Origin of the sequence: Pseudomonas syringae CC1557 (assembly GCF_000452705.1) — a bacterium.
In the GTDB taxonomy this organism is placed as follows: Bacteria; Pseudomonadota; Gammaproteobacteria; order Pseudomonadales; family Pseudomonadaceae; genus Aquipseudomonas; species Aquipseudomonas syringae_F.
Genome location: NZ_CP007014.1, coordinates 2,738,291 through 2,752,465, shown reverse-complemented (window position 1 = coordinate 2,752,465; position 14,175 = coordinate 2,738,291). Strand labels below are relative to the sequence as shown.

Below are 14,175 nucleotides of genomic sequence, written 5' to 3'. Positions count from 1 at the left end.
ATAAAAGGACGCACCCTCATGAACACCCTGAAACGTACACTACTCGCCAGTGCTCTGGCACTCCTGTCCCTGCCTGTGATGGCTGACGCCGCCCACCCGAAAATTGGTTTCTCGATTGATGACCTGCGTCTGGAACGCTGGTCCAGAGATCGGGATTACTTCGTTGCAGCGGCTGAAAAAATGGACGCCAAGGTGTTTGTGCAATCGGCTGATGCCAATGAGCAAAAGCAGATCTCGCAGATCGAGAACCTCATTTCCCGTGGCGTGGATGTGATTGTCATCGTGCCGTTCAACGCCACGGTGCTGACCAACGCGGTTGCCGAAGCCAAGAAGGCCGGTATCAAGATCGTGTCCTATGACCGGCTGATCCTCAACGCTGACATCGACGCCTACATTTCGTTTGATAACGAAAAGGTCGGCGAGATGCAGGCCAGTGGCGTGCTCAAAGCGGCACCCAAAGGTAATTACTTCCTGCTCGGTGGCGCGCCGACCGACAATAACGCCAAGATACTGCGCGAAGGCCAGATGAAAGTGCTGCAACCAGCCATCGACAAGGGCGATATCAAGATTGTCGGCCAACAGTGGGTGAAGGAATGGAACCCCACCGAAGCGCTGAGCATTGTGGAAAACGCCCTGACCCGCAATAACAACAAGATTGACGGCATCGTAGCCTCCAACGACGCCACAGCCGGTGGCGCCATTCAGGCGCTGGCAGCGCAGCAACTGGCGGGCAAGGTGCCTATCTCGGGTCAGGACGCTGACCTGGCCGCGATCAAGCGGGTAAAAGATGGCACGCAGACCATGACGGTCTACAAGCCGCTGAAGCTGATCGCCACTGAAGCGGCCAAGCTCTCGGTGCAACTGGCGCGTAGCGAAAAACCTGCCTTCAGCTCGCAGTACGACAATGGCAGCAAAAAGGTCGACACCATCCTGCTGACCCCGACGCCATTGACCAAAGACAACCTCGACCTGCTGGTCACAGACGGCTTTTACACCAAGGAACAGATTGACGGGAAATGACCGGTCGGGCTGAACAGCATCGACAGAGAACCTGAGCGCTACCCTGCGGGATCCGCTGAATCGGACCCGCAGGTGTCCTGCCTGCGCCAGCCCGTGGCTTGTGTCCGAGTTATTCGCCATGTCCGACTATCTGCTGCAAATGAACGGCATCATCAAAACCTTTGGCGGCGTCAACGCTCTGAACGGCATCGACATCAAGGTCAGACCCGGCGAATGCGTGGGGTTGTGCGGTGAAAACGGTGCCGGAAAATCGACCTTGATGAAAGTCCTCTCGGCGGTCTATCCCTATGGCACCTGGGAGGGCGAGATTCTCTGGGACGGTCAGCCTCTGAGAGCGCAGTCGATCAGCGAAACCGAGGCCGCCGGGATCGTCATTATCCATCAGGAACTGACACTGGTCCCGGACCTCTCTGTGGCTGAAAACATCTTCATGGGCCACGAGCTGACCCTGACGGGCGGCCGCATGAACTACCCGGCCATGATCCACCGTGCCGAAGCCCTGATGCGCGAGCTCAAAGTCCCCGACATGAACGTGGCGCTGCCGGTTTCGCAGTATGGCGGTGGCTATCAGCAACTGGTTGAAATCGCCAAGGCGCTGAACAAGCAGGCACGGCTGTTGATCCTTGATGAGCCCTCCTCGGCCCTGACGCGTTCGGAAATCGAGGTGCTGCTGGATATTATTCGCGACCTGAAAGCCAAAGGCGTTGCCTGTGTCTACATCTCGCACAAACTCGATGAGGTGGCGGCCGTGTGTGACACCATCTCGGTGATCCGCGACGGCAAACACATTGCCACCACCGCCATGACGGAAATGGACATCCCGAAGATCATCACCCAGATGGTCGGGCGCGAAATGAGCAACCTGTATCCCACCGAACCGCACGAGGTCGGCGAGGTGATTTTCGAGGCACGGCACATCACCTGTTACGACGTCGATAACCCCAAACGCAAACGCGTGGACGACATTTCGTTTGTCCTGAAACGCGGGGAAATTCTCGGCATTGCCGGGCTGGTGGGTGCTGGCCGTACGGAACTGGTCTCGGCGCTGTTCGGTGCCTATCCGGGCCGCTACACCGGCGAGGTATGGCTGGACGGCCGGCTCATCGATACGCGTACACCGCGCAAGGCCATAAGCGCCGGACTGTGCATGGTTCCCGAAGACCGCAAGCGTCAAGGCATCATTCCGGACCTCGGTGTGGGCCAGAACATCACTCTCGCCGTTCTCGACAATTACGCCAATATGACCCGCATCGACGCCGAAGCCGAACTGGGCAGCATCGACCGGGAAATCTCGCGGATGCACCTCAAGACCGCCAGCCCGTTCCTGCCGATCACCAGCCTGTCTGGAGGCAATCAGCAGAAAGCCGTGCTGGCGAAGATGCTCCTGACCAAACCTCGCGTGCTGATTCTCGATGAACCCACGCGAGGCGTCGATGTAGGCGCCAAATACGAGATCTACAAGCTGATGGGCGCGCTGGCCGCTGAAGGCGTTTCGATCATCATGGTCTCGTCGGAACTGGCCGAAGTTTTGGGTGTTTCCGACCGCGTGCTGGTGATCGGCGAAGGCCAGCTGCGCGGCGACTTCATCAACCACGAACTCACCCAGGAACAGGTGCTTGCTGCCGCCCTCAGCCACCCGGACGCCCCTGATAACACACCTAACAATAACGAGCGGAAGACCGCGTAAATGAATCAGGTCAAACAGTTCTTCACCCGCTACAAGATGCTCGCACTGGTGATTTCCATCGCGGTGATCTGGCTGTTTTTCAGCTGGCAAACCGATGGCGGGTTTCTGACCCCGCGCAACCTCTCCAATCTGTTGCGCCAGATGTCCATTACCGGAATCCTGGCCTGCGGCATGGTGCTGGTGATCATCAGCGGCGAGATCGATCTGTCGGTCGGCTCGATGCTTGGCTTGCTGGGTGGCCTGGCAGCGATTCTCGACGTGGTCTATCACGTCCCGCTGCTGGCGAATCTGAGCGTGGTGGCCTTGTGCGGTTTGATGATCGGCCTGGCAAACGGCTACATGACCGCGTACCTGCGCATTCCCTCATTCATCGTCGGACTCGGCGGCATGCTGGCGTTTCGTGGCGTATTGCTGGGGATTACCGGAGGCACCACGATTGCACCCGTATCGCCGTCGCTGGTCTATGTGGGTCAGGGTTATCTGCCGCACGCGGTAGGCACCGGACTGGGCCTGCTGCTGATGGCGCTGACGATTTTCCTGACCTGGAAACAGCGCCGTAACCGCGCCCTGCATGGTCTGGCGCCGCACTCGATGGTGCGAGACCTGTTGCGCGTAGCGTTGATTGGCACCGTGCTGGCCGGGTTTGTCTACATCCTGAACAGCTACGACGGTATTCCGGTTCCGGTTCTGTTGTTGCTGGTGCTGCTCGGGGTGTTCAGTTACGTCACCAGCCAGACCGTATTCGGCCGGCGGGTTTACGCCGTCGGCAGCAATATGGAAGCCACGCGCCTGTCCGGCATCAACGTGCAAGCGGTGAAACTGTGGATCTTCGGCATCATGGGGGTCATGTGTGCCTTCGCCGGGCTGGTCAACACCGCGCGCCTGGCGGCGGGCTCGCCCTCGGCTGGCAACATGGGCGAACTCGACGCCATCGCGGCCTGCTTCATCGGCGGCACGTCAATGCGCGGCGGCTCAGGAACCGTCTACGGTGCCCTGCTCGGCGCACTGGTGATCACCAGCCTGGATAACGGCATGTCGATGCTCGATGTCGACAGTTACTGGCAGATGATCGTCAAGGGCGGCATTCTGGTGCTGGCGGTGTGGGTGGATGTGAGTACGCGAGCTGGTCGGCGTTGAACAAACGGGAAACACACGCACCTTTCTTCCGGACGTTCACTGGAAAGGTGCCCGGCAGCAGAACTACTGCCCTGGCATGTTCAGAACAGCGAGCCGAGAAAGCCAATGGCAATGATCGAATAGAAAACGCCGCAAATCAGCCCGAACGATTTGCGGGTTCTGGTGAAGAACGGCTCCGCCGACTGTGCGGAAAATGCCAGCGCGTACGTGCAGAAAATCAGCAATCCCAAGAGCGCGCAACCCGCCACCAGCATGAAGCTGGCCCACGCAGGCGCGTTGGCGCTGAGCCCAACGGTGGTCACGGTGAACCAGGTGAAAGCCGCTTTGGGATTGGTGAGGTGAATGCCAAGGCCCTGAAGATAGAACCCCAGGTAACGGGCCTGCTTTTCACTTACCCGCGACACCGAAGCGGCGTCCGGGGACAAAGCCCCGCGAATCGACTTCCAGGCGAGGAAGAACAGGTAGCAGGCCCCCAGCACTTTCAGCCACAGCAATATCTGCGGGTTGGACATCAACAGCGCAGAAACCCCGGCAGCGGTCATCGCCCCCCAGCACAACGAACCGGAAATTACCCCAGCCGCCAATACAAGGCCCGGCGTACGGCCGTAATTAAGGGAAGTATTGGCAATCGCCAGATTAGCCGGCCCTGGGCTGACGGTGCCGATCACGTAGACACACAACGCTGCGAAAAAACTCGACAATTCAAACATAGGTGCACTCTTCAGTGAGCGCTCCAAGCCATGGGCAGCTTGAAGTGGCGTCCAGGAAAGCTTACTTGAAGCCGGGCAGGCATAACCTCCACTCAACGTAACAATGTTGATCGATGCATACTTGAAAAGATCAACGTGCCGAACAGGAATAAGAATGGATATCTGATCAAGACGTACCACCCGACTTCAATCAGAAAGCAAAATATCAACCAACTCCTCTGCCCCGCGGGATATGCCTGCCTGCGCCGCCGCCAGGCGCCCGAACGTGGAGCTTATGTCATAGACTTTCGGATACTGGCGACTCACATAAGACTCCAAAAGTTGCGAAGTGGACGCATCGTAGATCTCGACCGCATAGCTGACGGACCCGGTAAATGTACCTTCACGGTCCCTTGCAGCCTGGACGAGGTTGTAGGACCCCATCCCGATATCGAATCTGGAGAACGTCGACAAACCCGCCACTGTGGTCTCTGCCCCGGTCAGTGTCAGACGAATCCTCAATGTCCCCTGTCCGGGAGTTGCCGTGAACCGAAAATGCTGCCCCAGCGCTTCCGAAAATTTGACCGTCATGTCGTTGGCCAGAACTGTCTTGTCCTTACGCTCCAGGCCTGAAAACTGCGCGTCTGCTCCGGAGTAAATCACTACTGGCTCCAGCATGATCTGGTCGTATTTGTGCCAGTTGACTGACGTTGAATATTTAAATGGCATACGACCGGTGCCGTCCTGTTGGTTGGGCCGCATTTCAAGCGAAGACCCTACGCCTGAATAAGGTGAGGGTTCATGACTGGCACACCCCGTGACAAGAAACCCAGACAGCAACAGCCAGGTCAGATTCATATGGTCGCGCATGCATAACTCTCCAGAACAATCGGGTCATTTAAATTCAGACGTTCGCCGGCAGTGCTCAACGCAGAGCATTAACGGGCGGGAATGCACGTTGACGTTGTTCAGCTGAGGAGTGTGGACACCAAGAGGGCTGACCTCATCAAAGCTGTACCAAGGAGTACAGTTTTAGACGTTCAACGAGAGCTCGTCAATCTAAAATGTACACTTCGGTATGCTTTTGAGAAATATTTAAGCCGGTCCTGCTCGATGCGTATTAGTCGAGTGACCGATCAAGCGCGTTCAAGCACCCTGTCGGGCACGTGGATTGACGTGGGGAAATTGAGGATGGCTCTAAATAGACGCGTTTTCGCGGAAACGAAAAAAAAGACCCGAAGGTCCTTTATTTCATCGCTACAACATTCATTCGAATCCTGTAACGCTATATATGGAGCGGGAAACGAGACATGCATTGAAGCACTAAGTCATTGTTTTCCAACTGTTTTCTTCGCCTGCTTCGTTAGCGAAGGACTCAATTGTAGCCTCGTTTTCCTTCCTAGGCAATAACGCTCATACAGAGACTTCCACCAACGTACAGGGACTGCCAACCTCGGTGCCCCCCCATGTAATAGATCGATACCTACTGAACTCCTCGGTCGCTGTGATGAATCAGACAACTAGAGCAATCCGGCTTCCTCGCGTAGAGCGTCCGTTCGAAGGCGTCGAGCAAGATGTCTGCATTGAGAACGACGCCTTCCAGCCAACGATGCGAGGGCAAATACGTCGATTACGAAGTCGACATGGACTCATCCTTGCAATGTCGAGTCTTACGTGAAGTTGCTAACTCAAAGCGCGCTCGCGCCGATCAGCCTTGAATTACTGTTTAACGTAATAGAATGATGCAGTTGCCGACCCAGAAGATCACTAATATCTGCATCTGTTGTGTTAGCATTTTTCCAATATACCTTCTGGTTAACATACAGAAGCCATATCGCCTGTTACCCAATCCTGCACCGTACGGATACAGGCGGGAACTGCCTAGATACATCAGGCTCCAGCTCTTCACAGGGACGAGACAAGCTTTTTATTATTCGGGTCGTCAGTAATCGGCATACAGAAGCATGACGGCATGCTCAGACGCTTAAAAACTCTGGCGAACCGGGAAGTCTTCGCGCGCAGACTTCTATAAGCCTCCCAGCCATTTACTTCCTTATAGAAATCAAAATACCCAAACCGTCTTCCCATCAATCTCACGGCAGAGTCGAACTTTATCCGAGAGATTATATACACTAAATTTAATGGCGACCTTCGAACCAATCCAGTGATCGTGCGCACGTCAAACAGTACCAAAGCCACTAACTTCGCCGATCTCCTTGTCGCCTTCAAGCGTGTATCAGGCATCGATATCAGGGAGCTGCGCTAATATATCTTGCGAAACTGTGCTGCCGCGTTCATGCGATTCCTTGCCTGATCATCCGAAAATCGAATAATAGCCTTGAGCAATAACTCTTGGGTATTCCTGCCACACGTGCTCAGCCATAGCCCCCCACCGCTTCGCGACGCTGCACAGATATATATACTTTCACAAGTATTTTACCCACACCCTAGGTATGCTACGCGTTTATTGCCGATCACTGATACCGGGATGCCAGCCCAGTCTCTGCTGCCCACGCAGTGTATGGAGCCGTATCCTCTCAAGGACGTTTGAATGCGATGAGTACCCCAGTGCTGGATATCAGCAGCCTGACGCCACTGCCTTACCACCAGCGTGTGGTCGACTACCTCAAAGCCCATGAACCTGTAGTATGGGAATGGGCCTCGTCCTTAGGCGTTCAGCAGGAACACGCCCAGGATGTACGTGCGCAATTGCTGCGTGACACCTATCGCTTAAGTCCCGAAACCCATCCGCAGGCCTATCAGGCCTGTGAAACAGCATTGCAGTGTTTGCAGATTACGGCACCCGCCACCCTTTACCAAGCTGGCGACGGCGCGATGAATGCGAGCCTGTATTACCTGGCCGGTGAAGTGCATGTGGTGTTTTACGGGCCGATTCTTGAGAGGCTGGACGCCCAAGAGTTACCGGCGTTGCTGGGACATGAGTTGGCCCATTACCGTTTATGGTCTGAGCACAGTGGCGACTTTCTCACCGCCGAGCGGATTCTCAATCATGCCATGTCCGATGTGAATACGCCGCCCAGCTTGGAAGAGACTGCACGTCTATATAGCCTGCACACCGAAATTTATGCGGACCGCGGCGCGGCACTGGTGGCTAATGGGCCAGAAGCGTCGATTACCTCGCTGGTCAAGATTCACACCGGAATTGTCAGCGTTGATGCCGCCAGCTACTTGAAGCAGGCCCGCGAGCTTGATGGCAAGGATGCACAGTTATCGAAGGCCATTTCCCATCCGGAGACGTTTCTACGCGCCCAGGCGGTCGACAGCTGGTGGCAGCAACTCCCGGATACGGATAACTGGCTGGATCGCCGGTTGCGCGGGCCGTTGTCGCTCAATCGCCTGGACGTGACTGGTCAGGTCGAGTTGACCGACCTAACCCGCAGCTTTATTGCCCATTTCATCGGCACGTCCGTGTTGCAATCAGAGGTTGTGCTCAACCAGGTGCGCGGTTTCTTTCCCGACTGGAGAGATAATGAAACGCCACTCGACCTAGCGACGCTGAATGCCGAGCGTATCGACACAAGCATCCATGAATACCTGCACTTCATTATGCTCGACCTGAGCGTGGTGGACCGCGACCTGCGGGATGAAGCCCTCCTGCACGCCGCGCGCACCGCCAGGAAACTCGGCAGCGCCGACGACTTTATCAAAGTGCTTAAGCGCGATATTAAATTACCAAAACGTGAGCTCGACCCGATCGTTCGTACGCTCAAAGCGGAGGTCGACACATGGACCCAGTAATTCAGCCCGTCACATTGACTCAATTACTGAATAGCCACGATGGCGCTGCCGTGCCCATCGACGATGTGTTGTTCCTCGCGCTACCGCTTTTACGTCAAGTGGCGCAACTGCATGAACTGGGACGTGTCGCCCAGCTCGGTTATCTCGATGTGATGCAGGGGCCGGAACGCACGCTGCAACTGCGCAATCCCGAGGGTGTCCCTCCGCGACTGGCGCTGGAAGCAATCAAGCAGGTGCAACCCAATCCGGAATCGGCGCTTAATGTCGTCGGCAAAGTCCGCCTGATTCGGGATTCGGAAAGCGGCGTTGCCATTACCGACCTGCAAGTCCAAGAAGACCTGCATCAACCCATCGACTACCCGGTGTTCCTCCCGGAACTGCAAAGTTGGGAGCATCGCCTCGGGCACCACGATGAGATCACCGATATATTCCAGCTCGGCCAGTTGCTGGCGTGCCTGGCGTGCGGGCTGGATTTCGCCGATATCAATGATCTCAAGACGTTTGCACGGCACCGTCGCAATCTGTTCCAGCTAAATGGCCGACTCAACCCGGTGCTGGCCAACCTAATCGTCGAGATGACTGAGCTCAACCGCCATGAGCGCGCCACAGATGTAGGCTCGCTGACACGCCGTCTGGAGTCCTGGCGCGACCAGCCCGTCAGCCTCGATGTCGAGCGAGTGTTGGCCCAGACCGAAGGCCCTGCTTCGCGGCGCACTGTGGTGCTGGAACATCTGCGCAACCGGTTATTTGACCTTTCACGTCGCAATCGCCTGCTGTATTTCCGGCCTACCCAGGCCACTGTCAACTTGACCGTGGCCAGTGTTCCGTTGGTGATGCGCATTGAAAGTATCCGGCCCGAAGCGCTGTGCACCTGGCAGCCCACCTTCGGCGGATTCTCCGAACAATTGCTGAGCGGTAAACCTGTCGGCCTGCAGCAATGGCTACGGTTCGAAGACCAGAGCTGGTTGCAGGCGTCGCTGGAGCGCATCATCCAGGAAACCCGCCGAGACCGCGCCGAATTCGGCTTCAGTAATCTTCGTTTGGTGGTGGCGTTCATGCGCTGGCACAACCTCAAGGACACGCCGGAAGAACGCATCGTCACTCCGCTGCTATGGCTGCCGGTGGAATTGAGTCGCAAAAAAGGGGTACGTGACCAATTCGTGTTGCAGTGCGATGAAACCGAGGCCGAATTCAACCCGGTACTGCGTCATCAATTGCGTCAGCTCTACGACATCCAGTTGCCGGAAACAGTCGACCTACAAAAGACTTCGCTGGAAGACATCCATGCCGATATTGCGCACCAGATCAAACTGACGGAGCCCGGCGTCGAGTTACGCCTGCAAAGTAAACCGCAAATCGAGCTGATCCACCAGAAGGCTGTGCAGCATCTGCACCACTTCCAGCGCCGTCGTGCCCGCCAACGCATGTCTGCGCCTTTGATGAAGCCAGATTTCAGCTACGACCGCGAAGATTTCCGTCCGTTGGGCGTGCAGTTGTTCCAGCAGAAGGTGCTGCCCAGCGAGTTGCCGCTGCGCCTGGCCGTAGGCGCCAAGCCCGCTCTGCGCAACCAACACCCTCAGATGGTTGCCAGCAGCGCCGAAAATAGCACCTTCGCCATGCCCGAGAACCAGGGGCATCGCTACGCCTGGAACATAGACTTGACCCAGGTGACCTTGGCCAACTTCAATTATCGCAAGATGTCGCTGGTGCGTGATTATGCACAGTTGATCGACGAATCGGCGCAGAACGAAGCGTTTGACCGGATGTTCTCCATCGAGCCTCGGGACGTCGAGGTCCAGGCCCCCGACCCGATCCCGTTACCCGAACAATGGAACGTGGTTGCTGGCGACGCTACGCAGAATGCTGCCGTTAGTCTGGCCCGTACCGGGCGTAATTTCATCATTCAGGGACCGCCAGGCACCGGCAAATCCCAGACCATCACAAACCTGATCGCGGACTATGCCGGTCGCGGCCTGCGAGTGCTGTTTGTCTGTGAAAAACGTGCAGCGCTGGACGTGGTGTTCCACCGTCTGCAACAAAGTGAACTGGGTGAGTTGTGCTGCCTGATCCACGATTCCCAGACCGACAAGAAGGCCTTCGTGGACAAGCTGCGCGATTGCTATGAGCGCTGGATCGCCGGTGATGCGCAGTCGGCGCAGTTGCAAGCACGGCGCGACACCTTACTGGCCGGCCTGAGCCAACAACTGGGCTTGATAGAGCGTTTTGAACAGGCAATGCGCGGTATGCCGGAGTCCTTGGCATGCTCGGTACGCGAGTTGGTGCGTCATCTGATCGAGCTGCCGCCCGTTGCTGCCAAGCTGCCCCCCGAAGCCTTGGAACGTTTACCCGAATGGCGCCATTGGCAGGCACAAAGCGAGCTGACTGGTCGAGTGTATCAGGCGATCAAAGAACGTTTTGGCCTCGACAGCTTGGCACGTCATCCTTTTAGCCATTTGGCCTCAAGCCTGATTACCCACGAACATGCGTACGGCCAACTCAAGGCGTTTCTAGATGAAGCCAGTGAGCTAATGGACAGCGTCGAGCAATTCCTGGAATCTTCTTCGAGCCTGTTGTCCGGGGACACCCGCCTGGCGGATGCGTGCGTGCTGACCCAGGCCGCCGAACAGTTGACCAGCGCCAACCTGGCAGCGCACCTCGACCTGCTGGAACCGGACTCATCGGGAGGGCAAGCGCTGCACGCCGAGCAGGCGGCATTGCAAGCACTCGCCGTACAGCAACACAACGCCCGTGAATTCACGCAGCACTGGCGTGAAAAACTCGCGCCCCAGGACACCCAGGCTGCCATCGATCTGGTACAGCGGCTGGAAGGCTCGCTGCTGCGTTGGCTGCAACCCGCTTGGTGGCGGCTGCGCGGTGAATTGCGACGACGCTACGACTTCAGTCAGCACGCGATTCGACCCAGTTTCCGGAGCGTGCTGGAAAACCTGGCCGGCGAGCATCGCGCCACTGGCGAGCTGCATACCGAGCAGCAACGTTTGCAAGACCGTTATGGCATCCCGGATATCAACCTGTTCGTGCACAACCTGCAAGCCTTGCTCCAGCAACTGAGCGCATCACCGCTGTTGCGCCAATGGGTTGAGGGCCTGCGAGGTAATACGGACGCCCTGTCCGGTGTACGCCAGGAAGCCGGCCTGCGCCAGCCGGTGGCGCGCTTGGCCGAGATGGTCGCGCAACATTGTGTGTTCGACCCGGCGCTGAGCCTGGGCGAGTTGGCAGAGTACCTGCGCGACCTGCGTGAAGAACTCGACGAGCTGCCAGACACCCTGCCCCTGCTCAATGAGCTACACCAGGCAGATCCTGTCTGCCTGGCGGTTGTGCAACAGTACGCCTTGGCGCAAAGCGCACTGGACGGTTTGATTGCCCAGGAAAACCTGGCCCGCCTGTATCGCGCCAATCCACAGCTGGCTCGCTTCGACGGCCCGGCCTTGAGTTTGGCCGCGCGCCAGGTCAGCCAGGCTGAATGCAACCTGCTCAAAAGCAATGCCCAAGTGCTTAGCGCGACGCTGCACCAGCGCTTTCTGGAGCATGTGAAGCAATCGACGATGTCTGTGACTCAACTCGACGCCCAGGCTCGTGAGTTCAAAAAAGCCTACGCCAAAGGCCGCCGTGAACTGGAACATGAGCTGGGCAAGACCATGCGCTATCGTTCCATTCGCGAAATGGCGAGTGGCGACAGTGGCCGCGTGATCAACGACCTCAAGCCCATCTGGTTGATGAGCCCGCTGTCGGTTTCCGACACCCTGCCGTTGACACCGGACCTGTTTGACGTGGTGATTTTCGACGAAGCCAGTCAGATCCCCAGCGAAGAAGCAGTGCCTGCACTGAGCCGTGCTCAGCAGGTGATTGTGGTCGGTGATGAGATGCAACTGCCACCGACTAACTTCTTCTCAAGCGCGGGCGATCAGGACGATAACGAACTGATTGCCATGGAGGATGGCGAACAAATCGCAATTAACCTTGATGCCGACAGCCTGCTGAGCCAAGCCGCGCGAAACTTGCCGGCAACCCTCTTGGCTTGGCACTACCGCAGTCGCCACGAAGCCTTGATCAGTTTCTCCAATGCAGCGTTCTACGAAGGGCGGCTGATCACCATTCCCGACCGTCGTATCGAGCGCCCTGCCCCGGCTCACGCAGCCCTTGGCTCCACGGACGCCCAGGCAGTGATCCAGGGCGCCGACACTCTGTTGGAAAACCCGATCAGCTTCTTGAAGATGAGCGACGGTGTCTACCTCAGCCGCAGCAACCTGGCCGAAGCCGGGTATATCGCCAACCTGGTACGGGAGCTGCTGCAACGGGAGACTGGTCTTAGCTTGGGTATCGTGGCCTTTTCCGAGGCCCAGCAAGGTGCCATCGAGCAGGCCCTGGAAGACTTGGCCAGCGGCGACTCGGCCTTTGCCACCCGGCTTGAGCGTGAGTACGTGCGTGAAGATGCCGGGCAATTCAATGGCCTCTTCGTCAAGAACCTGGAGAATGTCCAAGGAGATGAGCGTGATGTGATCATCTTGAGCATCTGCTACGCGCCAGGACCGAACGGCAAGATGCTGATGAACTTCGGCCCAATCAACCAGCGTGGCGGGGAAAAACGCCTTAATGTGATCCTCAGTCGCGCCCGCAAGCGCATGGCAATTGTCTCCAGCATTGAGTCCGAAGCCATCACCAACACCCACAACGATGGTGCCGCCGCACTGCGTGCGTTCCTGCAATTCGCCCAGGCCAGTGCCAGCGGGGATGGGCTGCGCTCCCAGGGTATCCTTGCCAACCTCAATCCAGGCGCCAAGCAGTCCTTTGCCGTCAGCCTGCCCAAGGACCACCTGCGCGGCGCCATCGCAGCCGAGTTGCGCAAACGCGGGCATTCGGTCCAGGAATATGTTGGACGTTCGCAGTTCCGCTGTGACCTGGCGATCAGTGACGCCAGCGGCGAACACTTCAGCCTCGGCGTGCTGCTGGACGGTGATAGAGCTGCAACTGACGTGCGTGAGCGTTATATCTTTCGCCCGACGGTACTGCGCAGTTTCGGTTGGAAGATTATCGACGTGCTCAGCCATGATTGGCTGCGCGATTCGGAGGACGTGCTCAATCGCATCGAATGGCTGATAAGGGGGGAGGAAACGCATGCGTTGCAAGAACTGGAACAGACAGAGGGAACCGTCGAAATTGCGGCCGACGTACCATTCACCACTGAAGCGTCACCCTTGATGCGCGAGTTCACCTTTGGAGAAGGCAACTCCAACAAGTTCTGGCGTATTGGCGTGGCGGAGGTCGAGGTCACGGTGAGTTTTGGCCGTATCGGCACCAAGGGCCAGACATTGATCAAGTCCCTCGACAGTCCCGAACGCGCTTTGCGTGAAGCAGAAAAGCTGATCGCGGAAAAACTCCGAAAAGGGTATCAAGAGCAGGCGGGTTCAATCACCCCGGAGTGAACTGAGTCGGTGCAGCATGATTGTGACAAGCGCGTTCAATCTGAACGCGCTGCAGCAGCGAGAAGAAGGGGGTGGCCCCTACGTTAGCGTTTGCCCGACATACCTTCTGGTTAACATACAAAAGCCATATCCCCTGTTACCCAATCGATTACTTGCGACCCGAATAATAAAAAGCCTGCGTCGTACCTCTGAAGAGCTGGAGCCTGATGTATCTAGGCAGTTTCCTCATGCACATTAGTATAATCGTGCGCAGCTCAAGTCAAGGCGCAATAACACAGCAAATTCGAGCATTAATTCCTATAGCACGAAGGAGTAAAATTCTATGAAATTTTTTCGGGTTTTAATCGTATTTCTCCCATGTTTCGTTGAAAGCGCACAAGCTGATGAGGGTTGTCCGCCATGAAAAATTCCCGCACAAGCTGGTGGAAACATGACGTCATGC

Annotated in this window: 7 protein-coding genes and 1 pseudogene; 5 read left to right on the top strand and 3 right to left on the bottom strand. The window is 57.0% G+C overall.

Going from position 1 to position 14,175, the window contains the following annotated elements:
• The first annotated feature begins 18 nt into the window (after positions 1–18).
• The 3 genes from xylF to N018_RS12480 all read left to right on the top strand — a co-directional run bounded on the left by xylF (position 19) and on the right by N018_RS12480 (position 3,844).
• The gene (gene xylF / locus N018_RS12490) at positions 19–1,020 is read left to right on the top strand and encodes a D-xylose ABC transporter substrate-binding protein (RefSeq protein WP_025389803.1); all 1,002 of its coding nucleotides are present in this window, start codon (positions 19–21) and stop codon (positions 1,018–1,020) included.
• A 118-nt stretch (positions 1,021–1,138) separates the two neighbouring features.
• Positions 1,139–2,707, top strand: coding sequence for a D-xylose ABC transporter ATP-binding protein (gene xylG / locus N018_RS12485; protein WP_025389802.1), 1,569 nt, complete (start codon positions 1,139–1,141; stop codon positions 2,705–2,707).
• Entirely contained in the window at positions 2,708–3,844 is a 1,137-nt protein-coding gene (locus N018_RS12480; protein WP_025389801.1) for a sugar ABC transporter permease, read from the top strand.
• Positions 3,845–3,924: 80 nt separating this feature from the next.
• Here N018_RS12480 and N018_RS12475 read toward each other — a convergent pair whose 3' ends face one another.
• The 3 genes and pseudogenes from N018_RS12475 to N018_RS28035 all read right to left on the bottom strand — a co-directional run.
• On the bottom strand, positions 3,925–4,554 hold the full coding sequence (locus N018_RS12475) for a LysE family translocator (protein WP_025389800.1): 630 nt from the start codon (positions 4,552–4,554) through the stop codon (positions 3,925–3,927).
• A 186-nt stretch (positions 4,555–4,740) separates the two neighbouring features.
• Positions 4,741–5,403, bottom strand: coding sequence for a DUF3313 domain-containing protein (locus N018_RS12470; RefSeq protein ID WP_038401229.1), 663 nt, complete (start codon positions 5,401–5,403; stop codon positions 4,741–4,743).
• Positions 5,404–6,019: 616 nt separating this feature from the next.
• Positions 6,020–6,182 (bottom strand): annotated as a pseudogene (locus tag N018_RS28035) (IS3 family transposase); the annotation flags it as partial.
• A gap of 907 nt (positions 6,183–7,089) precedes the next feature.
• Between N018_RS28035 and N018_RS12465 the strand changes: the two are divergent.
• Together N018_RS12465 and N018_RS12460 are read left to right on the top strand one after the other, a co-directional pair.
• Positions 7,090–8,292 (top strand): M48 family metalloprotease, encoded by a 1,203-nt coding sequence (locus N018_RS12465; protein ID WP_025389798.1) that lies wholly within the window; start codon positions 7,090–7,092, stop codon positions 8,290–8,292.
• A complete protein-coding gene (locus N018_RS12460; protein ID WP_025389797.1) occupies positions 8,280–13,733 on the top strand; it encodes a WGR domain-containing protein in 5,454 nt (1,817 codons plus the stop codon). Before N018_RS12465 ends, N018_RS12460 begins: the two co-directional genes overlap by 13 nt.
• Positions 13,734–14,175: the final 442 nt, after the last annotated feature.

Coding starts and splice junctions, on each gene's coding strand:
- N018_RS12480 (WP_025389801.1), top strand. CDS start 2,708: ATGAATCAGGTCAAACAGTTCTTCACCCGCTACAAGATGCTCGCACTG.
- xylF (WP_025389803.1), top strand. CDS start 19: ATGAACACCCTGAAACGTACACTACTCGCCAGTGCTCTGGCACTCCTG.
- N018_RS12475 (WP_025389800.1), bottom strand. CDS start 4,554: ATGTTTGAATTGTCGAGTTTTTTCGCAGCGTTGTGTGTCTACGTGATC.
- xylG (WP_025389802.1), top strand. CDS start 1,139: ATGTCCGACTATCTGCTGCAAATGAACGGCATCATCAAAACCTTTGGC.
- N018_RS12470 (WP_038401229.1), bottom strand. CDS start 5,403: ATGCGCGACCATATGAATCTGACCTGGCTGTTGCTGTCTGGGTTTCTT.
- N018_RS12460 (WP_025389797.1), top strand. CDS start 8,280: ATGGACCCAGTAATTCAGCCCGTCACATTGACTCAATTACTGAATAGC.
- N018_RS12465 (WP_025389798.1), top strand. CDS start 7,090: ATGAGTACCCCAGTGCTGGATATCAGCAGCCTGACGCCACTGCCTTAC.